This is a genomic window from Promicromonospora sp. NPDC019610, from assembly GCF_044389365.1.
GTDB lineage: Bacteria > Actinomycetota > Actinomycetes > Actinomycetales > Cellulomonadaceae > Promicromonospora.
This window is the reverse complement of the sequence record NZ_JBIRXX010000001.1, coordinates 600,751-623,461: the sequence shown is the minus strand read 5'-3', so window position 1 is coordinate 623,461 and position 22,711 is coordinate 600,751. Positions and strand designations below refer to the sequence as shown.

17 protein-coding genes are annotated in these 22,711 nt (G+C 73.2%); 5 read left to right on the top strand and 12 right to left on the bottom strand.

The window, feature by feature from the left end; translation table 11 throughout:
- Positions 1–31: 31 nt before the first annotated feature.
- The 8 genes from ACH45N_RS02685 to ACH45N_RS02650 form a co-directional block, all read right to left on the bottom strand.
- Entirely contained in the window at positions 32–331 is a 300-nt protein-coding gene (locus ACH45N_RS02685) for a hypothetical protein (protein WP_397390902.1), read from the bottom strand.
- Positions 332–473: 142 nt separating this feature from the next.
- Positions 474–5,030, bottom strand: coding sequence for an ExeM/NucH family extracellular endonuclease (locus tag ACH45N_RS02680; RefSeq protein WP_397393773.1), 4,557 nt, complete (start codon positions 5,028–5,030; stop codon positions 474–476).
- Between the two features lie 358 nt (positions 5,031–5,388).
- Entirely contained in the window at positions 5,389–5,805 is a 417-nt protein-coding gene (locus tag ACH45N_RS02675; protein WP_397390900.1) for a sterol carrier family protein, read from the bottom strand.
- Complete coding sequence (locus ACH45N_RS02670) at positions 5,805–6,254, bottom strand: hypothetical protein (RefSeq protein WP_397390898.1); 450 nt, start codon at positions 6,252–6,254, stop codon at positions 5,805–5,807. Before ACH45N_RS02670 ends, ACH45N_RS02675 begins: the two co-directional genes overlap by 1 nt.
- Before the next feature lie 25 nt (positions 6,255–6,279).
- Positions 6,280–8,637: an RNB domain-containing ribonuclease gene (locus ACH45N_RS02665; protein WP_397390896.1), complete on the bottom strand. Its 2,358-nt coding sequence runs from the start codon at positions 8,635–8,637 to the stop codon at positions 6,280–6,282.
- 48 nt (positions 8,638–8,685) lie between these two features.
- Positions 8,686–9,648, bottom strand: a complete 963-nt coding sequence (locus tag ACH45N_RS02660; protein WP_397390894.1) for an endonuclease/exonuclease/phosphatase family protein — start codon at positions 9,646–9,648, stop codon at positions 8,686–8,688.
- Between the two features lie 74 nt (positions 9,649–9,722).
- Positions 9,723–12,062 carry a phosphoribosylformylglycinamidine synthase subunit PurL gene (purL, locus tag ACH45N_RS02655; RefSeq protein WP_397390892.1) on the bottom strand — a complete coding sequence of 780 codons (2,340 nt, stop codon included), beginning with the start codon at positions 12,060–12,062 and terminating at the stop codon, positions 9,723–9,725.
- Positions 12,063–12,193: 131 nt separating this feature from the next.
- Complete coding sequence (locus tag ACH45N_RS02650; protein WP_397390890.1) at positions 12,194–13,075, bottom strand: family 16 glycosylhydrolase; 882 nt, start codon at positions 13,073–13,075, stop codon at positions 12,194–12,196.
- 177 nt (positions 13,076–13,252) lie between these two features.
- Here ACH45N_RS02650 and ACH45N_RS02645 point away from each other — a divergent pair, with 177 nt between their 5' ends.
- Positions 13,253–14,173, top strand: a complete 921-nt coding sequence (locus ACH45N_RS02645; RefSeq protein WP_397390888.1) for an EamA family transporter — start codon at positions 13,253–13,255, stop codon at positions 14,171–14,173.
- On the opposite strand, the gene ACH45N_RS02640 is transcribed toward ACH45N_RS02645, so the two are convergent.
- A complete protein-coding gene (locus ACH45N_RS02640; RefSeq protein WP_397390886.1) occupies positions 14,174–14,677 on the bottom strand; it encodes a GNAT family N-acetyltransferase in 504 nt (167 codons plus the stop codon).
- 187 nt (positions 14,678–14,864) lie between these two features.
- On the opposite strand from ACH45N_RS02640, the gene ACH45N_RS02635 reads away from it, so the two are divergent.
- Complete coding sequence (locus ACH45N_RS02635) at positions 14,865–16,061, top strand: T6SS immunity protein Tdi1 domain-containing protein (RefSeq protein WP_397390884.1); 1,197 nt, start codon at positions 14,865–14,867, stop codon at positions 16,059–16,061.
- Here the strand turns inward: ACH45N_RS02635 and ACH45N_RS02630 are convergent.
- A complete protein-coding gene (locus ACH45N_RS02630) occupies positions 16,027–16,686 on the bottom strand; it encodes a hypothetical protein (protein WP_397390882.1) in 660 nt (219 codons plus the stop codon). The genes ACH45N_RS02635 and ACH45N_RS02630 overlap by 35 nt on opposite strands.
- A 93-nt stretch (positions 16,687–16,779) precedes the next feature.
- Between ACH45N_RS02630 and ACH45N_RS02625 the strand changes: the two genes are divergently transcribed.
- Both ACH45N_RS02625 and ACH45N_RS02620 read left to right on the top strand, forming a co-directional pair.
- Positions 16,780–17,649 carry a DUF2599 domain-containing protein gene (locus ACH45N_RS02625; protein WP_397390880.1) on the top strand — a complete coding sequence of 290 codons (870 nt, stop codon included), beginning with the start codon at positions 16,780–16,782 and terminating at the stop codon, positions 17,647–17,649.
- 271 nt (positions 17,650–17,920) lie between these two features.
- A complete protein-coding gene (locus tag ACH45N_RS02620; protein WP_397390878.1) occupies positions 17,921–18,220 on the top strand; it encodes a hypothetical protein in 300 nt (99 codons plus the stop codon).
- 52 nt (positions 18,221–18,272) lie between these two features.
- Here ACH45N_RS02620 and ACH45N_RS02615 read toward each other — a convergent pair whose 3' ends face one another.
- Positions 18,273–20,393: an acyl-CoA dehydrogenase gene (locus ACH45N_RS02615; RefSeq protein WP_397390876.1), complete on the bottom strand. Its 2,121-nt coding sequence runs from the start codon at positions 20,391–20,393 to the stop codon at positions 18,273–18,275.
- A gap of 61 nt (positions 20,394–20,454) precedes the next feature.
- On the bottom strand, positions 20,455–21,186 hold the full coding sequence (locus ACH45N_RS02610) for a TetR/AcrR family transcriptional regulator (RefSeq protein WP_397390874.1): 732 nt from the start codon (positions 21,184–21,186) through the stop codon (positions 20,455–20,457).
- 184 nt (positions 21,187–21,370) lie between these two features.
- On the opposite strand from ACH45N_RS02610, the gene ACH45N_RS02605 reads away from it, so the two are divergent.
- A complete protein-coding gene (locus ACH45N_RS02605) occupies positions 21,371–22,693 on the top strand; it encodes an acetyl-CoA C-acetyltransferase (protein WP_397390872.1) in 1,323 nt (440 codons plus the stop codon).
- Positions 22,694–22,711 lie beyond the last annotated feature (18 nt).

Here is a 22,711-nt window from a genome sequence, read left to right as displayed (position 1 = left end):
TCCGTGACCGGCCTCGCATGTGACCTCCGCGTCAGCGGCCGCGCAGGCTCCGGCGGTCCGCGATCACCGCGAACAGGCCGGCCAGGAGGGTGGTCACCATCGTGACGAAGGCGGTCAGCACCGTGATGTAGACGCCAGGCTTCATCAGCCCGGCGGCCGAGGGCGAGCTGACCAGGTAGAACGACAGGAGCAGGCCGAGCACGACGCCGACCAGCGCGCCGGTCAGGAAGAAGGCCTTGTACCGCGGGGCGCGGCGCACGGTCGCCGGATCGACGACGTCGCGCACCTCCACGTCGTCGGCGGAGTCGCTGGCTGCCTGGGTCTCACTCACGCCACCCAGGGTACGCGTCGCGGGCGGCACGGGCCGAAAGCGCCGGCCAGGGCGGGAAGACGGGCGGGAAGACGGATCGCCGGCCGGGTGTGCCGGGACGTGGGTCCCGGCACACCCGGCCGGCGGTGCGGCCCTTCTCGGGTCAGCCGATCAGCTTCCAGGGGCCGTGCTTCTTGAAGCCCGGGATCTGGAGGATCGTCGGCCGGGTCGCCTCGTAGACCTTGCCCTCGTAGGTGACGGTGTCACCCCACCAGTAGAGCTTCCACGGCACCCACGCGGGAGCCTGGGGCTCCTCGGGCTCCTCGGCCTCGACGGTGATCGGCAGCCGGGCCGTGGTGCCCGACGGCGCCGCCCGCACCACGAGCTGGTACTGGCCGGCGGCGGTGTTCGCCGGGATGGTGACCGACGTCGACGTCGCGCCGTTCGTCACCGTGCCGGTGCCGAGCGGGACGCCGTCCTCCGGTGCGCCGCCCGACGGGACCAGGAACGTCTCGACACCCGTGTTCTGGGGTGCGCCGAGCGAGGTCAGGTTCAGGCCGGACAGGCCGACCGTCGTCGCCGTGCCGGCCTGGACCGTGCCCGGCAGGGTCGCGGCGACCGTGCGGGTGCGGGCGAAGCTCGGCGTGACGGGGGACGAGTCCTTGAGGTACGTGATCCAGGCGTCCCGGTCCACCAGACCCGAGTCGCGACCGTCCGTGCCCTCGGTGAAGGCCCGGAAGTTGTCCCCGCCCGAGATCAGGAACGAGAACGTCGCGATGCGGTACTCCGCCGCGGGGTCCACCGGCACGCCGTCGATCGTGATCGACGAGACGTTGTCGCCCGGCGTCGCGTTCGGGTCGGCCGTGGTCGTGGTGTACGACACGTTGTCGGACAGCCCCAGCGCCAGGTACGGGCGCGACGGGCGGTTGCCGTTGGCGTCCGTCTGCCACTGCTCCTCGAGCAGGGTGTCGAGCTGCGCGCCCGTGAGCGTGATCGTCCACAGGTTGTTGACGAACGGCAGCACCGCGTTGGCCTCGGCGTAGGTGATGATCCCGTCCTCGCCGAAGTAGAGCTCGTTGCGCAGGCCACCGGGGTTCACGACGCCGATGTCGGCGCCGCCCCGCTCGTCCGCGGAGAGCGAGTCGCGCAGGGAGTTGGCCACGAGGTTGCCGAGGGCCGACTCCGACGCGCGGTCGTCCCGGTTGCCGCCGGCGTAGCCGCCGTCGGTGTACGAGCCGCCCGCGAACGCCGTGGTCACGTCGGCCGTCACCTTGCCGATCGGCTGCGCGCCGATCTCCTCGGCCTCGGCCAGCGCGGCGTCCACGATCGAGTCGACCTCGGCGACCGCCGGGTAGGTCTCGATCAGCTCGGCGGCCGGGGTGGCCGTGCGCGCCACGTTCTCGACCGTGTAGTCGGTGACGTCGAACGTCTCCGTGTCCACGGTGAGGGAGACGTGCCCCAGGAACTCGCCGTAGTTGCCGGTCTGGATGATCGGCCGGGTCTCCCCCGCCGCACCCGGGACCGGAGCGTCCCACGCGTACTGCTTGTGCGTGTGGCCGGTGAAGATGGCCGCGACGCGCGGGTCGGTCTGCTGCACCAGGTCGGCGAACGGACCGCCCGCGGCGACCTCCTCCTCCAGCGTCGCGCCGTCGGGCGTGCCCGCGCTCGCGCCGTCGTGCGCGAGAGCCACGACCACGTCCGCCTCGCCGTTCGCGGCGTCGCCGTCGAGCAGCTCGTCGGTGACGCGGTTCAGCGCCTCGACCGGGTCACCGAACTCGAGGCCCTCGATGCCCGAGGGCGTGACCAGCGTGGGGGTCTCCTCGGTGACCACGCCGACGAAGCCGACGTCGACACCATTCACCGGGACCACCTGGTACTCGGGCAGGGCGGGCTCCCCCGTCGCCTCGTCGTAGACGTTGGCGCCGAGGTAGTCCCAGTCGGCGGCGTCGGTGACGCGGCCGGTGAGGTCGGACATGCCCTGGTCGAACTCGTGGTTGCCCACGGCCGAGGTCTTCAGGCCGAGCGCGTTCAGCACGTCGATCGTGGGCTGGTCCTGCTGCAGCGCGGACGCGAACAGCGAGGCGCCGATGTTGTCGCCCGCCGAGACGAACGCCGTGCCCTCGGGGTTCTGCGCCCGCAGCTCCTCCACGGTGCCCGCGAAGTTGACCGTGTTGGCGTCGATGCGACCGTGGAAGTCGTTGATGGCCACGAGGTCCAGGTCCACCGAGCCGGGCTCGGTGGTGGTGTCGCCCAGGTCCAGGCCCACCAGGACCGGGTCGTGGTCGGACGACCGGAAGGGCGTCTCGTCGTAGAGGATCGTCGCGTTGTAGTTGTAGCGGCTGTACTCGTTCGCCACCGGCTCGTACGCGTTGATGTTCCAGATGTCCGTGCCGGACACGGCCTCGGCCGCGGCCGGGGAGGCCAGCACATGGTCGAGCGAACCGACCATGCCGTCGAAGTTGTACGAGTACTCGCCCGTGGTGGGGCCGAGGTCGGTGTAACCGGCCTCGGTGAGGACCTCGATCGGGTCCTCCAGCTCGTACGAGTTGAAGTCACCGACCAGCAGGACCTTGTCGGTGCCGGCCGCGGCGGCCTGGTCCTCGGCGAACGCCACGAGGGACGTCGCCTGGCGGGTGCGGGACTCGTTGGAGGCGCCCTGGCCGTCGCCCTGGTCGGCGTCGCCGGGCCACGGCCCGGCCGAGCCCTTCGACTTGAAGTGGTTGGCGATCACCACGACGTCGTCGCCGGCGCCGGCGGCGCCGTCCGCGGGCTGGAACGTCTGGGCCAGCGGCTGGCGGGCGTTCTGGAACGCCTCGTCGCCGACGAGGATCGTCGAGCCACCGACCGGCTCCGCCGTGGCGGTCCGGTAGATGAAGGCGTTGCGGATGACGTCCTCGGCCTCGGGCACCTCGGCCGGGGAGGCCACGTAGGCCCACGTGCCGGCGCCCTCCGCCGCGTTCAGCGCGTCCACCAGGTCGCTCAGGGCCTGGTCGCGGGGACCACCCAGGGAGGCGGTGTTCTCGATCTCCAGCAGCGCGACGACGTCCGCGCCGAGAGCCGAGATCGCCGCGACGATCTTGGTCTGCTGCCGCTGCAGGTCCTCCTCCTCGGCCGCGCCGCGGGCGTCGCAGCCGCCCGAGACGGTGACGGGGTCACCAGCGCGGTCGGTGTAGTACGTGCAGCCCGTGAGCTCGTCGCCCGTGGTGGTGAAGTAGTTCAGCACGTTGAACGTCGCGACCTCCAGGTCGCCGCCCACCTCGGCGGGCGCGTCCTCGCGGGTGTTCTCGAAGGTCGCGGGCTGCACGGCGTCGGCGACGTCCGGCGTCAGGGCCGACGTCGGCTGGAAGCCCCACGCGTCGAACCGGTAGTCCAGGACGACCGGGCGCGTGAACGTGACGGCCGCGCCCACCCGCAGCGGCGCGCCGCCGGTCAGGTAGGGCAGCGGCTTCGACTTGTTCGCGGTCGAGTTGTAGTTCGTGGACGAGCCGTCGTCGAGCAGCACGGCGCGCGCCGCGTTGTCCGCGACCTGTGCGTCGTACTCCGCCGAGCCAGGGCGTCCCGCCGTGGTGGGCTGCACCAGCGGGCTGTCGCCCGCCGCCAGCCCGACCGTGCCGTAGTAGTTGGTGTCGTAGTTGTCCGTCACCGTGAACTCGCCCTGCGGCGCGAGCAGCATGCCCTCGAGCGCCTCGCGGCCGGCCGCGGTGGCGGGCCAGGCGGTCACGGTCGGCTCGACGGTGGCGGGCTCGTCCAGGACGGTCCAGCCGCCCGTCGACGGCGTGAGCTCCGTGAGGCCGTTGAACTCCGACACGACGCCGGTGACCTGCACGTGGTCGCCCGCCGAGAGGTCGGCCGCGGCCGCCGTCGAGAACACGAAGACGGCGTCCGACGCGCCGGGCGTCGGGTCCGCGCCGCCGCCGGTGCCGGCGGTCTGCAGGTAGAGGCCGTTGAAGCCACCGGTCGGGTAGACGGCGGTGACGACGCCCTGCGTCGTCACCGTGTCGCCCACCAGCGGGCTGGTGTCACCGGTGCCCTGGATCTCGGCGATCGGGGTGACCTCGCCGGGCTCGGTCGGCACGGACGGGCTGGGGCTGGGCTCGGGCTCCGAGCCCTCGCCGTTGGTGGGGGTCACCTCGGCGCCGAACACGAAGTCCGCCGAGTTGTCGCCCGCGTCGCCCGTGCGCTCCAGCGACCCGACCACGCCGGTGCCCTGGCCGGCCGGGCCCTGGGCGGTCTCGAACGTGTCGGCGGTGCCGTAGCCGAGCAGGTCGACGACGCCAGTGGCACCCGCGGCCGGCACGGCGCCCTTGGCGGGCGTGACGGCGGTGGTCTGCGACGCGAGCGCGATGACGCCCGCCGTGCCGCTCAGGTTGAGGGTGCCGACGGCGTCGGGCGTGGGGAGTGGCTCGCCGTTGGCCGCGTTCGAGGCGCCCTGCACCAGGTAGTGGCCGCCGGCGGCGATGGTGCCGCTGAGCGCGGTGATCCCGGAGAACGACGCGCCCGTCGCGGACTTGTACTGGACCGACCAGCCGTCGACGCTGACCGGCTGGTCGGTCGGGTTGTACAGCTCCACGAACTTGTTGCGGTACGGCTGGCCGGAACTGCCGCCCACGAGGTAGGCCTCGCTGATGACGACGTGCCCGGAGTCCGGGCCGTCCTCGGTGGCCGCCGGCGCGGCGACGGCCGCCGTCGCGGGCACGGTGAGCGCCGCGGACAGTGCCACGGCGACGGCGGCTCTCCCACGGGGTCGGGGGTGCGGTCGCGGGGACCGGAGCGTGCTGGGTCTCACGCTGACTCCTTCTGCAATAGCCGACCGAGGGCCGGGCTGGAGTGCACTGCTGCTGGACGACGTGCTCGGCGGCATCGCCGCGGCCGGGCGCGCATCAGTTGCGCAGGCGGTCCGGCACGAGCGGCACCAACCAATCACTGCCTCGTGAACCGGCGGTTACGGTCGGGCACCCGCCGGGAAAACTGAGGTCCCGGCACCGGGTGAACCCGCCCGCGGCCGAGCCACGAGATCGACGCCGAGGCTAGCGGCTGCCACCGACATCGCCGCCCGATACACGCCGCCGGCGCAGGGTTCACCCGGGTACGGCCGGGGACCCCGGCTCGCCGCCCGCCCCGGACGCCGCCCGGCGTCCGGCGGTCAGCGGCAGCAGGTGCGAGATGTCGGACCGGTCGCCCGAGGCGCGCACCCGCCCGTCCGCGACGACGTCCGCCCAGGTGAGAGTGCCCGTGGCCAGGCCGAGCCAGGTCTCCGGGTCGGTCTCGACCACGTTCGGCGGGGTGCCGCGCGTGTGCCGCGGGCCGGGCACGGCCTGCACCGCGCCCGCGGGCGGCACGCGCACCTCGACGGAGTTCCCCGGGGCGACCGAGGCGAGCTCCTCCAGCGTGAACCGCACGGCCATGGTGACGTCCCGGCGCTCCGCCTCGCCCCGGGCCCAGACGGCGACGGCGGCGCGCCCCGCCGCCGGGTCGGTCCGGCGCCGCGGGGGCACTACCGCACCGCCAGGAAGTCGCCGAGCCGCGTCCAGCCCGTCTGCTCGAGGCTCGTGAAGTCGGTGCCGGGCACGACGAACATCGCCTTGCTCGTGCCGTTCGACACCTCGGTACCCGTCGGGTTGGGCGTCATGGTGCAGCTCGACACGCCCTCGCCGGCGGCGTCGTCGACCAGGACGAGACAGGTGGAGGCGCCCTCGTTCGACCGTGCGGCGTAGAAGGTGGCGTCGTCGTCCGCGCCCAGGCGGCGGGTGGTGCCGCCGTCCACGGCGACGTCGTCGAGCACCGTGTCGGGGAGGATGTCGTCGGCCTGCTGCTCCTCGTCGAACAGCGCCTCCAGCTCCTGCACCCCGTCCGACGACGCGCAACCGGTCAGCAGGGCCGCGCCGAGCACGACGACGGCGCCTGCGCCTGCGCGCCAGGCGGCACCAGGGACAGCATGGGTCATGGGGTCAGTATGGCCGACCGTCGCCTCAGTACCGGTACACGTCGGGCGCCGGACCCTCGACCGCGAGCAGGTCCGCCGCCACGACCATCGGCAGCTCGCGCGAGGCCACGGAGGGAAAGCTCGCGACCTGCACGACGCGCGGCAGGCCGCCCGTGCGCACTGCCGGCACGGGCTGCGACAGCGGCCCGGCGGTCGGCGCGTGCCGCGGCCAGGGTTCCGACAGCGGCATCTCGTCCCGGACCTGGGGCCGGACCGGCCGGCTGATCGGCGGGTAGTCCGCGCGCCGCACCCGGCGGGGGACCTCGGACACCGTCGGCCGGAAGGCGGGCGGCTGCGGTGGTGCGGGCTCGGGGCGGGGCTGCGGTGTCGGCCGCGGGACCGGGCGGGGCTGCGGGCTGGGGCTCGGCTCCGGCCGCTGCCACGGCTCGGTGTCCACCACCGGCTCGGACCAGCGTCGGCGCTCCGCCCGCGACCTGAGCTGGGGCGTAGGGCGGGGCTGGGGCGTGGGGCGGGGCTGGGGCGCGGGGCCGGGCTGCGACTCGGGCAGCGGTCGCGGTTCGCGCAGCGGCCGCTGCGCGAGCATGGGCTCGGGTGAGAGGAGTGGCTCCGACGAGAGGAGGGGCTCAGGCGAGAGGCGGGGCTCGGGAGAGAAGAGCGGCTCCGCCTGCGCACGCGGCGCCTGTCGGGGCTCCGCGGCCGCCTCGGGCGCGGGCCCTGCCCCGTCGCCCGGTGCCGCGAACGGCGTCGGGGCGGCCGGGCCGCTCGGGCCTGCCGAGGCGCGCAGGGCCGCGCGCCGCCCGCCCTGTTCGTGCGCACCGGGCGCACCCGGCGCACCCGGCGCACCCGGCGCACCGGGCGCCCCTCCGGCGCGGTGCTCCCCCCGACCGGTGGCGTCCGCCGCCCGGCCGGCCAGGGGGCCGCCGAGCGTGAACGTCACGCGCCGCTCGGCCACGTCGGCCTCGGCGAGCTGGACCCGCACCTCGTCGCCCAGGGGCAGCGCGGGACCGACCACGCGCGCCCGCACGGCCGGGTCGCGCAGCACGACCTCGCCCCGCTGCAGCTCCTTGTCCTGCTCGTCGACGTCGACCACCACGCCGTCGAACTCCTCGCCCAGGCGGTCCGCGAGGAGCGACGCCTCGACGATGTCCACGCACTCGCGCTCGAACGAGGAGGCGCGGCGGCCGGTCTCGGCCATGACGGCGGGCAGGGCCGGCAGCGCCTCCAGCACCCACGGGGGCACGGGGACGCCGGCGGAGACGGCGAGGCAGACCTCGGTCGCGTACCGGTCCACGAGGCGGCGCAGCGGCGCCGTGACGTGCGCGTAGTCGGCGGCGATGGCGGCGTGCCGGGTGTTCTCGGGCGTCGGCACGACGGCGCCGTCAGGCCCCGGCATGCCGAACGCGACGTAGCCGGCCCCGCGGAAGAGCGTGGTCGCCTCGTTGAGGAACGCCGCGTGCTCGGGGATGCGCGAGACGAGCGTGGGGACGAGCCGCGCGTAGGGGAGGTCGTCCGGCCAGTCGATGCCGAGCGCGCGGGCGGTGCGGTGCAGCCGGGCCAGGTCGCGCGGGTCGGCCTCGGGGAGCGTGCGCAGGATGCCCACGCCCGCCTCGCGCATGAGGTGCGCGGCGGCGATGCCCGTGAGCAGCGAGATCTGCGCGTTCCACTCCTCGACCGGGAGGTTGCGCCGGAACGACAGCGTGTAGGTGCCGTCCTCGCGTCGCTCCACCTCCTGCTCGGGCACGGACAGCGAGACGCCGCCGCGGGCGAGCTCCAGCGACTGGCGCAGGCGACCGACGTCCGCCAGGAGCTGCAGCGACTCGCTCGCCGTGCCCGCGTCGAGGGTCGACTGCACCTCGGCGTACGTCAGCCGTTCCCGGCTGCGCACGTACGCGCGCTCCAGCGCGGCACCCTTGATGATGCCGCGCTCGTCGAGGGTCACCGTCCACAGCACGGCCGGGCGGTCCTCCTCGGGCAGCAGGCTCGCCGCGCCCTCGGACAGGACCTTCGGGTGGAGCGGCGTGCGGGCGTCCGGCCCGTAGACGGTCATGCCGCGCCGGTGCACCTCCGCGTCGATCGCGCCGCCCGGGACCACGAACGCCCCCAGGTCCGCGATGGCGTAGTGCACCACGTAGCCCTCGCCGGACTGCTCCACGTGGACCGCCTGGTCCAGGTCCTTCGAACCGGGTGGGTCGATGGTGACGAACGCGATGTCGCGGCGGTCGGTCCGGCCGGCGGAGACGTCGCGCCCGGCGGCCGCGAGGGCCTCCTCGAGCACGTCCTGCGGGAACATCGCGGGCAGGCCGACCTCGGCGCGAAGAGCCGCGAGGGCACCGCTCACGTCGTCCGTGGCGGCGGGCGCGAGGCGCATCTGACGGGTGGGCACAACTGCGAACATAAGCCGGTTCCGCGCTCCCCGCGCGGTGTCGCTGTGCTATTCGACGACGACGGTCGCCACCAGCGCCCGGTGGTCGGTGCCGGGAACCTGCATGGACACCACGTCGGAGACCGGCATGTCCTTCTCCACCACCACGTGGTCCAGGGCGAAGAGCGCCGGGATCCGGCTGCCCTCCGGCCAGGTCACGGCCGGACCCGCACCCCACTCGCGGGTCGCGTCCAGGAAGCGCGAGCCGAGCAGGTCGCGGAACGTCGCGTGGTCGTAACCGGCGTTGAAGTCGCCGGCCAGGATCTGCGGCGTCTTGTCGCCGTGGACCTGCTCCGTGAGCTCGACGAGCTCGGTGCGCCAGGTGGTGACGTCCTCCGGCATGGGCGGGTACGGGTGCACCACGGTGACGCGGACGTCGGTGCCGCCCACGTCGACGAGCGCCGACGGCATCGCGAAGGTGGTGCCGCTCATCTGCTCCACGTCGGTCAGCTCGGTGGTCGACCAGAGCCCGCTGCCCGCAGGGGTGTCCTCGGCGGGGACGGTGAAGCTGTGCGCCAGCAGCTCGTCGAGGCCGGCGTCGGCGAGGGCCTGCTCGAAGTCGGGCGTGAGCTCCTGGACCGAGAGCACCTCGACGTTCTGGGACTTCACGAGCCCCACCACGGTCTCGGCGTCGGCCCGCCCGTACAGGGCGTTCACCGTCATGACCCGCAGCGTGCCCGCGTCGTCCGGGTCGGCCGCCGTGGACGACTCGGGCGGCAGGAAGAAGGGCACCATCCAGAACAGGAAGCCCGCGAACGAGAGCCCGAGCAGGGAGGTCAGCACCCAGCGGCGCGAGAACAGCGCGACGATCAGCAGCGGCAGCGTCGCGAGCGTGGCCCACGGCGTGAACGCGACGAGCTGGGGGAGGGGCACCACGTTGTCGAACGGGAGCACCCTGGCGACCGCCACGAGGAGCAGGGGGATCGCGATGATCCAGAGCACGAGGGAGATGAGGCCACGGACAAATCGCACCCCCGGACCCTATCGGCTGCCCGGAAGAGCCTTGACCAGCCGGCAGGTCCACCGGCCGGACAAGGCTCCACGGATCAGCCGAAGATACGCGGGAGGGTTCCCTCGTGGGCCGCGCGGGCCTCGTCGAGCGGGAGCTCGAAGTGGCCCTCGACCACCACGGCGTCGCCGCCGGTGGTGCCCAGGCGGAGCACCGGCACGCCGGCGTCCTCGGCCAGGTGAGTCAGCTCGCCCTCGTGCTCCGGGTCGACGGCGACGACGACGCGGCCCGTCGACTCCGAGAACAGCGCCACGAACGGGTCCACCTTGTCGCGGCCCGTCACGCCCTCCAGCGCCACCGAGGCGCCGACGCCGAACCGCAGCGAGGCCTCGACCAGCGTCTGGACGAGGCCGCCCTCGGACAGGTCGTGCGCGGCGGCGGCGAGGCCGGTCTTCCGGGCCTCGACGAGCGCCGAGGCCAGGGCCTTCTCTGCGGCCAGGTCCACCCGTGGGGGCACGCCGCCGAGGTGCGAGTGCACGACGTCGGCCCAGGCCGAACCGTCGAGCTCGTCCCGCGTGGTGCCGAGCAGGAGGAGCGAGAGCCCCTCGGTCCGCCAGCCGGACGAGAGCGCGGTGCTCACGTCGTCGAGCACGCCGAGCACGCCGACCACGGGCGTGGGGTGGATCGACGAGTCGATCTGGCCCGGCTCGCCCGTGCCGTTGTAGAGGGAGACGTTGCCGCCGGTGACCGGGACCCCGAGCTCCTGGCAGGCGTCCGCGAGGCCCTCGATCGCCTCGACGAGCTGCCACATCGAGTCCGGGTGCTCCGGCGAGCCGAAGTTGAGGCAGTCCGTCACGGCCAGCGGCGCGGCACCGGTCGTCGCGACGTTCCGGTAGGCCTCGGCGAGCGCCAGGGCCGCGCCCGCGCGCGGGTCGAGCTTGCCGTACCGGCCGTTCGCGTCGGTCGCGAGCGCGACGCCGAGGCCCGTGGTCTCGTCGACGCGCACGACGCCGCCGTCGTCGGGCTGGGCGAGCGCCGTGTTGCCCTGGACGAAGCGGTCGTACTGGTTGGTGACCCACGCCTTGGAGGCGAGGTTGGGCGAGGCCAGCAGCCGCAGCGCCGTCTCCCGCAGCTCCTCGCCGGACGTCGGGCGGGCGAGGCCCGCGGCCGCCGTCGTGTCGGCCTGGAGGCCGTCCTGCCACTCGGGACGCGCGTAGGGCCGCTCGTACACGGGGCCCTCGTGCGCCACGGTCCTGGGGTCGACGTCCACGATCCGCTGGCCGTGGTGGTCGATCGTGAGGCGGCCGGAGTCGTTGACCTCGCCGATGACGGCGGTCTCGACCTCCCACTTGCCGGTGATCGCGAGGAACGCGTCGAGCTGGTCGGGCCGCACGACGGCCATCATGCGCTCCTGCGACTCCGACATGAGGATCTCGCCGGCGTTCAGCGTGGGGTCGCGCAGCAGCACGTCGTCGAGGTCCACGTGCATGCCGCCGTCACCGTTGGAGGCGAGCTCCGAGGTGGCGCAGGAGATGCCCGCGGCGCCGAGGTCCTGGATGCCCTCGACGACCTTGGCCGAGAACAGCTCCAGGCAGCACTCGATGAGCACCTTCTCCATGAAGGGGTCGCCCACCTGGACGCTCGGGCGCTTGGCGGGGACGCCGTCCTCGAACGTCTCGGACGCGAGGATCGAGGCGCCGCCGATGCCGTCGCCGCCCGTGCGGGCGCCGAACAGCACGACCTTGTTGCCGAGGCCGGTCGCGTTGGCGAGGTGGATGTCCTCGTGCCGCAGCACGCCGAGGCAGAGCGCGTTGACCAGCGGGTTGCCCTGGTAGGAGCCGTCGAAGACGAGCTCGCCGCCGATGTTCGGCAGGCCGAGGGAGTTGCCGTAGCCGCCCACACCCGAGACGACACCGTGCACGACGCGCGCGGTGTCGGGGTGGTCGACGGCGCCGAAGCGGAGCTGGTCCATGACCGCCACGGGGCGCGCGCCCATCGAGATGATGTCGCGGACGATGCCGCCCACACCCGTCGCGGCGCCCTGGTAGGGCTCGACGAACGACGGGTGGTTGTGCGACTCGACCTTGAACGTGACGGCCCAGCCGTCGCCGATGTCGACGACGCCGGCGTTCTCACCGATGCCGACGAGGAGGTGCTCCTTCATCTCGTCGGTCACCTTCTCGCCGAACTTGCTCAGGTGCACCTTCGACGACTTGTACGAGCAGTGCTCGCTCCACATCACGGAGTACATCGCGAGCTCGGCCGCGGTGGGGCGGCGGCCCAGGATGTCCTTGATGCGCTGGTACTCGTCCTCCTTGAGTCCGAGCTCGCCGTACGGCTGCACCTCGTCAGGGGTGGCTGCGGCGGCCTCGACCGTGTCCAGTCTCGGAACGGCGGGAGTCGGGCGGGAGGGTGCCTGGGACGCGGGCGCGGTCATGTAGTTCCTCGCGTGCGGGGTAGGTTTCTGGGCGCCGGAGCGCCCCGCCAGTCTACGACGTGGGCCCGCCACCACGTGTCAGACGCCCAGGTCCCTCCTGTGACCTGTACGTCTGACACGTGCCGGGCGGGTCAGCCCTGGTCGTAGACCCGGACGTAGTCGACGACCATCTGCTGGGGGAACTGGGTGGTGCCGTCGGGGTAGCCGGGCCAGTTGCCGCCCACCGCGACGTTCAGCAGCAGGAAGAATGGCTGGTCGAAGACCCACGGGTTGCCGCCGGTGTCCGCCGTGGTGCGGGTCTGGTAGACGTTCCCGTCGACCGACCAGGTGATGCGGCCGGGCGCGCGGTCCACCGCGAACGTGTGGAAGTCGTCGGCGAAGGACCAGCCCTGCGGGTGCGTGTACGCGGCGCCGATCCCGGCGCCGCCGGAGTAGCCGGGGCCGTGGATGGTGCCGTGCACCATGTGCGGCTCGAAGCCCACGTTCTCCATGATGTCGATCTCGCCGGAGTCGGGCCACGGGACGCCGGAGTCGATCTGGCCGCCGAGCATCCAGAAGGCGGGCCAGATGCCCTGGCCGCGGGGGATCTTGATCCGGGCCTCGACGCGGCCGTAGGTGGGCTCCACCTTGCCCGCGGTGGTCAGGCGCGCCGACGTGTACCCGCCGTTCCCGTCCTGGCGGGCCGTGATGACGAGGTTCCCGTTGCCGTCGAGGGCCGAGTTGTCGCGCGAGCTCGTGTACGTCTGCAGCTCGTTGTTGCCCCAGCCGCCTCCGCCCGTCTCCTGGTTCCAGCTGGCCGGGTTGGGGGCGCTGCCCGCGGCGCCGTCGAACTCGTCCGACCAGGTCAGGGCGCCCACGGCGGCGGGTGCGGTGTCCGGCGCGGACGGGGCGGAGCCGCCGTCTGGCACCTTCTGCGTCGCCGCGGAGGCGACGAGCGAGGCGGACAGGACCAGGGTCAGGGCGGCGGTCGCCGTGACCGTGCTGCGGATGGTGCGGTGTCTGGTGGTACGCATCGGTCGCTCCTTCGCGAACATGTGTCTCCCGTTGCCCGCGACGCTACTTTTCACCCGCTCGGTGGAACAAGATGGTGAAAGTACGTAGTCACGGCCCGGTCACCGTTCAGCGCCGCTGAACAATCGGCCAGTGATACGCGATGGACGCACCAGGTCGGCGCGACCGACCATGACGCCATGCCCCTGCGCCACTCGCTCCTCGCCGTGCTCGTCATGATCATCTGGGGCACCAACTTCCTCGCGATCGACATCGGCGTCGACGACGTGCCGCCCGTGCTCTTCCTCGCGATCCGTTTCGTGGTGGTGCTGGTCCCCGCGATCTTCCTGGTCCCGCGGCCCGCGGTGCCGATGAAGGACGTGCTCGTGGTCGGGCTGTTCCTCAGCCTCGGCCAGTTCGCGCTCATGTACACCGCGATCTGGCTCGGCATGCCGCCCGGCCTCGCCTCGCTCGTGCTCCAGGCGCAGGTGGTCCTCACGGTCCTGTTCGCGAGCGTCGCCCTCCGCGAGCGCCCGACGCCGCCGCAGCTCGTGGGCGTGCTGCTCGGCGCGGTGGGGCTGGTGATCGTGGGGCTCGGCCGGTCGGCCGCGACGCCCGGTGTCGCGTTCCTGCTCACGCTCGCGGCCGCGGCGTCGTGGGCCACGGGCAACGTGATCGTCCGGCGGCTGGGCTCGGTGACGCAGGCGACCGGCGCCCGGCCGACGCCCCTGGCCGGCCTGTCCATGACGGTGTGGTCGGCGCTGGTCGTCCCCGTGCCGATGTTCGCGCTCGCGCTCGTGCTGGACGGGCCAGCCGCCGTCGGGCACTCGCTGACGCACCCGACGTGGGCCGCCGTGCTGTCCACCCTCTACACCGCGTGGCTCGCGAGCCTGGTGGGTTACGGCGTCTGGAACACGCTGCTGGCACGGCACCGGGCGAGCGCGGTGGTGCCGTTCACCATGCTCGTGCCGGTGTTCGGCATGACGGCGGCCTGGCTGGTGCAGGGCGAGGTGCCGAACACGGCCGAGGTGGGCGGCGGGGTGCTGCTCCTGCTCGGCGTGGCCGTCACGTCGGGGCTGCTGCGGTGGCCGGACGGGTGGCGGTCCGGCGCGGCCGCCTAGCTACAGGTCCAGCGCGTAGCAGAGCAGGTCGACGCCGGGGACGGGCGACCAGTCGCGCCCGGACTCGCGCGTGAACCCGAGCCGCTCGTAGAGCCGGTGCGAGCCGTGGGCGACCGTCTGCGTCGAGAGCACGACCCGCCGCGTGCCGGAGTCCCGGTTGCGCACCGCCCGCGCCAGGCACTCCCGCATGAGCGCGGTCCCGACACCGCGCCCCTGCGCGTCCGGGGCGACGCCGAGCATGCGGATCTCCGCCTCGCCGTCGCGCGCGATGTCGGCCATGGGGCCGCCGTGGGGCACGAAGGTCACGCCGCCCACCACCTCGCCGTCGTCCAGCGCGACGACGATCTCCGCCGCGGCGGCGCGGGCGCCCACGTCCCGCAGGACGCCGGCGTAGAAGGCGGAGTCGGGCGCGGCGAGCTGGCCGTCGGCGAAGAACGCCGCGACGACGATCCCGCCGATCGCCTCGTACTCCGCGGGGAGGGCGTCCCGGACGTCGATGCTCATGCCGAAACGGTAGACCGTGACCCTGACACACCGGTGGGCACGCGGCCCCATGGCAGGAACGCGAGAGCGAGGTGGTGGGCCACCAGTCGGGTCCGGCGTGACCGGCTCGGACCCGACCCGTTCAGGGTGAAACAAAGATGTCACGTGGGGGTTCCCGACGTTTACCCGAAAGTGGTTTCATTCGGACATGAAGCTGCTCCGGACTTTCCCGAAGGTTGCCTTCGAGTTCGGGCTGGCCTCGTGGCAGTGGATGGGGATCCGCGAACAGACCCCGCGCTTCGCCACCTGCTTCGGCGACATCTTCCTGGAGTCGCTGGACGGGTGGTGGTTCCTGGACACGGTCGAGGGCACGCTCGAGCTGCGCTGGAACTCCGCCGTGACCATGTACGCGGAGCTGGAGTCGGCCGACGGGCGCGCCACGTACCTCATGGACGACCTGGTCCGTGACGCCCGCAGCCGCGGCATCCGGCTGGGCGAGGAGGACGTCTACACGTTCAACCCGCACCCCGCGCTCGGCGGTGAGCTGGGGGTGGACGGCCTCGGCACCATGCGCTTCGAGCTCGCCCTGAACTGGGTGGGGCAGATGCACGACCGCGTGCGGCACAGCTCGGGCGAGATCCGCCTGCCCCCGCTGCCCGACGACGGCCGGCGGGCCGCCCCGGCCCCGGCCGCCGAGCCGTGGGACTCGTCGTGGTCGCACGACGAGACCTTCGACGTCCCGTTCGAGCAGTACCTGGCCACCACCACGTTCGCGGCGGTCTCCGCGCCGCGGCGGAACGACGACGGCTACCCGGCGCTCCCGCCGACGCCCGGCCGGGAGGACACGTTCGGCCCGGCCCCGTACGCCGCGCAGAGCCACGTCGGCGACCAGGCCTACGACTCCCCGAACCGTGCCGCACCCACCTACGGCGGCCGGCACGGCGACACCCGGGACGTCGGCACACGGGACGTCGGCGCCCCGGCGCACCGGACGCCCAGCGCCCTGGACCGGCCGTGGTCGCAGGAGTACCCGGCCGCGCCCCTCTGGACGGGACAGACGGAGTCGGCGCAGCCCTGGCTGGAACCGCACCAGCCCGCGCAGCCGGCGACGCCGCCCGGGGGCTACGACGCCACGTACGCCCAGGACTACCCGGCCGCCCCCGGGTACGGCCCGGGCACGTCCGGCGAGCAGCCGGGCGCGCCGTACGAGCAGCAGCACTGGGCCCCGTACGACACCGAGCAGGGCGGCGGTCAGGAGCCGCCCCAGGCCGCGCCGACGTGGGACGCCCCGGCCTGGGGCGGCCAGGCAGCAGCCGGTGGCCAGGCACCCGTCGGTGGCCAGCAGCCGAACCGGCACACCGACGAGGCCTTCACGGCGTGGGACGACCTGTGGGGACGGCGCTGACCCGCTGACGCCGGGACCGGTGCTCGGCCGGCGCCACCACCTGCGGCTCGGCCCTGCGCACCGGACGCAGCCGCCGCTCCCGCTCGGCCCGCGCCACCAGGCTCAGCTCACCGGGCGTCGTGGTGCGCGCATGCTTGAGGAGGCGGGTCTCCAGGGCCACCCGGTTGCCCCGCCGCAGCCCGTCCGTGTACCCGAGGATCGTCTGCGCGTGCGCGTGCGTGATGTGCCCCCCGCGCAGCGCGGCGAGCGTGCGCGGGTGCTCGTGCACCAGCGCCCGGGACTCCTCGATGAGAGCGACCGCCGAGCTCTCCGGCACCCGGAGCGCCCTGGCCAGCCGCTCGACGAGCTCGGGCGCCAGGCCCGCGAGGTCGTCCGCCTCGACCTCCGGGGCGTCGAACAGGTCCGGCTGGTCGGCCACCCACTCCCGGACCGACTCCATCAGCACGGCGCGCGAGGCCGCGAGCGAGGAGAGCAGGGAGTCGATCGCCGCCACGGCGTCGACCGCCTCGGAAAGGTTCGCGAAACCGCTCGCGAACCCCGACTCGCGCGGCACGGACGCACCACGCGGAGACTGGTCCGGCACGTCGGCCGGACCGCGAGTCACCAGCACATTGTTCGAACGCATGTTCTAACAGTAGGGGGTGAGGTCGAGGCGCGCCACCCGGCACGCCGACCCGGGCCCGCCCCGAGCACGGCCGCCACCCCGCACAATGGGCACGTGCAGATCCGCCGGGCCGTCGCCTCTCCCCTTGCCGCGTGCGCCGCGCTCGCAGCCGCCCTCGCCGTGGGCGGGTGCAGCCTGGTCGAGCGCGCCCAGGGTTCGGACGGAGCCGGTGACCCGACGGCGACAGCGTCGCAGCCGTCACCGACATCGACGCCTGCGCCGTCGTCCGACCCGGGTGGCACCGGGCCGAAGGCACGGACCAGCACCGTGACCGTCGGCGACGTCGTCCTGGACGTCAGCTCGCGGAAGGCCGCCGACGTGCGGGAGGACGAGCTCGGGCCGGGCACGCGGACGGTCACGCTCTCCCTCGGGCCCGAGGGCTCCGCCCGGCTCTCCTTGACCTCGCCCGGCGCGCTCGACGTCGACACCGACGGCAGCATCTCCGTGCTCGACGGCAGCGGCACGCCCGTCGCGGCGATCGCCCCGCCGGAACCGCCGTCCGACGCCGAGGACGCGCCGCGCATCGAGGTGACCGACATCGACGCGACCCAGGCCAGGCTGCGGATCGACGACCGCGCGGCGACGTCCGGGGGCGGCGGGCAGACAGCGCGTCCCGAGCCGGTGACCGTGACGTTCGTGGTCGGCACGGAGTCGATCGAGAGCACCACCTGGGGCGAGAACGAGGGCGGGCGGTCCCTCGCCGTCGACCCGGCGGACTGGGCCCGGCGCGCGGGAGAGGCCGGCCTGGACCTGATCCGCACCCAGCTCGTGGCCGCCGAGCCGGAGGCGGACAGCGACACGATGGAGCACCAGCTCGTGTGCCACGCCGTCGGCGCCATGGACAAGGAGACGTGGAACCTGGAGCCGTGGCGGCCCGACGTCGGCCTGATCCTGACCGCCACCGCGCACTGCAACCCGGTGTGAGCGAAGCGGACCGTACGCAGCCGTGACCCAGTCGTGACCAGGACCGGTGCTGTTCGGGGTGCGGAGCCGCGCAGGTTGGGGTTTCCTGGAAAAGCGGCGAGGCAGGCTCGCCACAAACAATCTGATGAGCCCCAGCTCAGCCGGGCCCCAGTACATGCTCTTCGTGCGCCCCCAGACGCCCGAGGGGCGTCTTCCGGAGTGCGGCACCACAGAGTTCCCCCCTGGGGTCAGGCAATTTCTCCTCGGAGACACCTTGGCAGGGAGGCTCCAGATGACCCGCGTACTCGTTCTCGGATCGTCCGTCGCGGTAGGCGTCGGCGCGCTGCTCGGAATGACGCTCGCCTATCAGCTCGTACCGCTCGCCGTGCTCGCCGCCCTCCTGGGGCTGGCGGGCACTTTCGTGGTGGTCCGCGCGATACCCGAACCGGCGCCCGCGACGGACGCCCCGATCACCCTCAGCGGTCCGCTCGCGCGCCCCGCCGACACCGAGGAGCCCGACGCCGAGGCCGAGCCGGTCCCGGTGCAGCAGCTCCCGGTGCCGGTCGTGGCCGCGGTGCCGGACGCCGCGTGACCCGCTGGTCGTGACCGCCTCGCCGGCGTAGTGCGGCGAGGCGGTCCCGGCCCTACCGCGTCTGCCCGGCCCGCTGCTTACGCAGCTCCTTCTCGCTGATCGGCGCCGTGCCGCTCGCGCGGAGCTCGCGGTAGTACGCGCGCGCCTCGTCCTGGCGCACCTTCTCGGAGCCGTCGGCGATCGGCGCGCGGAGGTGCTCCTGCGAGAAGCCCCAGGCGTCGATGACGTCCAGCACGTGGGGGCGCAGCGCCTTGAGCAGGCGGTCGATCGTCGCCGTGACGGCCTTGGCGCGTCCCGTCGAGATGCGGCCGTTGGTCAGGTGCCAGTCGAGGTGCCGCTCGATCGTGGTGAGCCCGTAGATGTCGCGGAGCAGGGTCAGCACCTTGCGGTTGCCGGGGTCGGACACCGTGCCGATGGCCTTGGTGAACGCGTCCCAGCGGACGAGCTCGGCCCACGCGGCGGCGGACCCGATGAGGCTGACCTGGTTGTCGTCGAAGATCTCCTGCGCCTTGACCGGGTCGGCCTTGAGCGCCGGGCGCATGCCCATCGCGGTGGCCGCGACCATGCCCTCGTAGCGGCCGGCGATCAGGCCGCGCTGCACCTCGGCGTCGAGCAGACGGCCCGCGGAGCGCGCGCCGCCGCCGTCGGCCACCGACTGGCCGAGCCGGCGCAGCGGGGTCTTGTGCAGCACCGCGTCCCTGGCCTGCCCGGCCACGATGCCCGCCATGCCCGCCGGGGACTTGGCGGCCCGCGCCATCTTCTTGCCGTAGTCCCCCACCAGCCGCTTGGCCGCGAGCTGCAGCAGCACGTGGTTGTCGCCCTCGAAGGTGGCATAGATGTCGAGGTCCGCGCGCAGCCCGGTGAACCGGTTCTCGGAGAGGAAGCCGGCGCCGCCGCAGGCCTCGCGGCACTCCTGCAGCGTGTCGAGGGAGTACCAGGTGGACGTCGCCTTGAGCGCCGCCGCCGTCGTCTCCAGGTCCTCGCGCTTGGCGGGGGTGTCCTCGCGGCCCGAGAACACGTCGTCGAACAGGTCGAGCAGCTCGTCGTGCGCGAAGTGCATCGCGTACGCCTCGGCGATGCGGGGGAAGAGCCGGCGCCGGTGCGTCGCATAGTCCAGCAGCGTCAGCTCGTCGGCACCGGTCGCGGGCGAGAACTGGCGGCGCTGCTCGGCGTACTTCGTGGCGATCGCGAGGCCGATCTTCGCCGCGGTGATCGCCGCGCCGTCGAGCGAGACGCGCCCCTGCACGAGGGCGCCGAGCATCGTGAAGAAGCGGCGGCCGGGGCTGTCGATCGACGAGGTGTAGGTGCCGTCCGCGGCGACCTGGCCGTACCGGGCCAGGAGGTCGCGGCGCGGCACCCGCACGTCCGTGAAGTGCAGCTTTCCGTTGTCGATCCCGTTGAGGCCACCCTTCTGGCCGTCGTCCTCGCCGCCGACGCCGGGCAGGAACTCCATGGTCTGCGGGTCCCGGATCGGCACGTAGAAGCAGTGCACGCCGTGGTCCACGCCGTTCGTGATCAGCTGCGCGAACACCGTCGCGGCCACGCCGTGCTTCGCCGCGTTGCCGAGGTACTGCTTCCACGCCCCGCGGAACGGGGTGTTGATCACGAACTCCTCGGTCTCCGGGTCGTACGTCGCGGTGGTGCCGATGGCGGCGACGTCGGAGCCGTGGCCCGTCTCGGTCATCGCGAACGCACCCGGGACGCTCAGGTCCATCGCGCCGGGGAGCAGGCGGTCCTTCTGCTCCTCGGTGCCGAGGTGGTTGATCGCGGAGGCGAAGAGGCCCCACTGCACGCCCGCCTTGATCTGCAGCGACGGGTCGGCCGCGACGAGCTCCTCGAAGCCCACGAGGTTGCCGCCGGCCTGCTCCCTGCCGCCGAGGCGCTCCGGGAAGGCCCGCAGCACCTGGCCGTACGGCACCATCTGCTTCATCTGGGCGAGCGTGATCTCCCGGTGCTCCTCCTTGGTGATCCCCTCCCGCTTCCAGAGCTCGGGGTGCGCGGCCACCATCCGGCGGGCCTCGGACCGTTCCTCGGGCCAGCGGCCCAGCAGCATCTGCTCCAGGGCGGGCACGTCCACACGGGTGCCCGACGCCGGACGGGTCGCCTCGGGCTGGGGGGCCACGGCCTGTGGCGCCGCCGCGGTGGTGGTCACGGGCTCGGAGGTGGTCGTCATCGGTTCTCCTCGGTGTTCGGCCAGGGGGCCAGGTTCTGGATGTCGGGAGGGTGGGTCGGGGTCAGGCGGTCGCCGGTGCGGCGCCGGGACGGTTGTGCAGCACACCCACGGGCCCGGTCCAGAGCCAGAGGGTCACGCGTTCGGTGAGCTGCTCCCGCGTCAGCGGTGTCGAGTCGACGGTGCGGTGGCCGAGCCACCACTCACCGGAGCCGCGCACGAAACCGACGGCGCCCGCGGCCCAGGCCGCCGCGTCCGCCGGGGGTACGTCGGTGGCCCGCGCGAACGGCTCCGCGACGAGCTCGATCACCGAGTCGAGGTAGGCGCCGAGCGGGTGCAGGTCGGCGGGGGTGCTCGGCACGCCGGCGTCGTCCGCGGGTGCCGGGGCGCGACGGCCACGGCGGCCGCTCTCGACGGGCGCGGGCTCGTTGCCACCGATGGCGGTCCGGGTGACGAACCAGTAGACGTTGGGGGAGCTCTCGATCATCTCGAGGTAGACGCGCACCATCTCGCGCAGCGCCATCTCCGGGTTGTCAGCCTGCTGCGCGGCGGCCCGCAGGGCGTCGTGCATCTGCATGACCACCGTCTCGGCGACGGCGAGACGCAGGCCCGCCTTGTCGTCGAAGTACCGGTAGACGATCGACTTGGACGTCCCCGCGGCGGCGGCGATCTCGTCCATCGAGACCGCGGGCCCCAGGCGGTGCACGGCCTTGCGCGCGGCGCGGACGAGCTCTGCCCGACGGGCCGTGCGGTGGTCGTCCCAGCGGGTCGAACGACCGTCGACTCCGATGCTCATCGGTCCGCCTCCCCACCTTGACTCGCTAGAGGTCTTGTGATTCGTCTCACGAGACTGAGAGTATCAGGTACTGTGAGTCCTGGGCACCACCCGGGGCGAACCGGGTCGCGGCCCGGCCTGGTCTCGACAAGGCTCGACCCAACGAAGCCCTCTGCCCGACGACGAACGACTAAGGAACAGCGACGTGTCCACTACCCCCGCCCCCGTCCCGTCCACGCGCGAAGCCGTGATCATCGGCGGCAACCGCATCCCGTTCTCCCGCGCCGGCAAGAAGTACGTGCGGACCAGCAACCAGGACATGTTCACCGCAGCGCTGGAGGGGCTCGTCGCCCGCTTCGGCCTGCAGGGCGAGCGCCTGGGCGAGGTCGTCGGCGGCGCGGTGCTGAAGCACAGCAAGAACTTCAACCTCATCCGCGAGAGCGTGCTGGGCTCCTCCCTGTCGCCCACCACCCCCGCCTACGACGTCCAGCAGGCGTGCGCCACGGGCCTCGAGGCCGCCATCGCCGTGACCAACAAGATCAAGCTCGGCCAGATCGAGTCCGCGATCGCCGGCGGCACCGACACCGTCTCGGACGCGCCGATCGTGGTCAGCGACCGCCTGCGTGCCGCACTCCTGGACGCGAACCACGCCAAGACCACCGGGGCCAAGATCAAGGCGCTGCTCCAGATCCGCCCCAAGGACCTGGCCCCCGCCACCCCGAGCACCGGCGAGCCGCGCACCCACCTCTCGATGGGCGAGCACCAGGCGATCACCACGGCGAAGTGGGGCATCAGCCGCGAGGCGCAGGACGAGATCGCGTACAACTCGCACCAGAACCTCGCCCGCGCGTGGGAGGCCGGCTTCTTCGACGACCTGGTCACGCCGTTCAAGGGCCTGACCCGCGACGACAACCTGCGCCCCGACACGTCGCTCGAGAAGCTCGCCAAGCTCAAGCCGGTGTTCGGCGCCACGCTCGAGGACCCGGCCACCATGACCGCGGGCAACTCGACGCCGCTGACCGACGGTGCGTCCGCCGTCCTGTTCGCGTCCCGCGCCTGGGCGGAGGAGCGCGAGCTGCCGATCCTCGCGAAGTTCGTGGACGCCGAGACGGCGGCCGTCGACTTCGTGCACGGGCACGAGGGCCTGCTCATGGCCCCGGTCGCGGCGGTCCCGCGCCTGCTGGCCCGCCAGGGCCTCACGCTGGAGGACATCGACTTCTTCGAGATCCACGAGGCCTTCGCCTCCACCGTGCTGACCACGCTGGCCGCGTGGGAGGACGAGGAATACTGCCGTACGGAGCTCGGGCTCGACGGTGCGTTCGGCAAGGTGGACCGCAGCAGGCTCAACGTGAACGGCTCCTCGCTCGCGGCGGGTCACCCGTTCGCCGCGACCGGTGGCCGCATCATCGCGACCGCCGCCAAGCTGGTCGCCGCGAAGGCCGCGGAGACCGGTCAGCCCGCACGGGCGCTGATCTCGGTCTGCGCCGCCGGCGGTCTGGGCGCGGTCGCCCTGGTCGAGTCCGTCTGAACCGGGCCGCGACCGGCT

Bases quoted from the DNA above. Each gene is read 5' to 3' on its own strand.
- ACH45N_RS02630 (WP_397390882.1), bottom strand. From the start codon at position 16,686: ATGCGTTCGAACAATGTGCTGGTGACTCGCGGTCCGGCCGACGTGCCG.
- purL (WP_397390892.1), bottom strand. From the start codon at position 12,062: ATGACCGCGCCCGCGTCCCAGGCACCCTCCCGCCCGACTCCCGCCGTT.
- ACH45N_RS02610 (WP_397390874.1), bottom strand. From the start codon at position 21,186: ATGAGCATCGGAGTCGACGGTCGTTCGACCCGCTGGGACGACCACCGC.
- ACH45N_RS02650 (WP_397390890.1), bottom strand. From the start codon at position 13,075: ATGCGTACCACCAGACACCGCACCATCCGCAGCACGGTCACGGCGACC.
- ACH45N_RS02645 (WP_397390888.1), top strand. From the start codon at position 13,253: ATGCCCCTGCGCCACTCGCTCCTCGCCGTGCTCGTCATGATCATCTGG.
- ACH45N_RS02640 (WP_397390886.1), bottom strand. From the start codon at position 14,677: ATGAGCATCGACGTCCGGGACGCCCTCCCCGCGGAGTACGAGGCGATC.
- ACH45N_RS02635 (WP_397390884.1), top strand. From the start codon at position 14,865: ATGAAGCTGCTCCGGACTTTCCCGAAGGTTGCCTTCGAGTTCGGGCTG.
- ACH45N_RS02670 (WP_397390898.1), bottom strand. From the start codon at position 6,254: ATGACCCATGCTGTCCCTGGTGCCGCCTGGCGCGCAGGCGCAGGCGCC.
- ACH45N_RS02620 (WP_397390878.1), top strand. From the start codon at position 17,921: ATGACCCGCGTACTCGTTCTCGGATCGTCCGTCGCGGTAGGCGTCGGC.
- ACH45N_RS02615 (WP_397390876.1), bottom strand. From the start codon at position 20,393: ATGACGACCACCTCCGAGCCCGTGACCACCACCGCGGCGGCGCCACAG.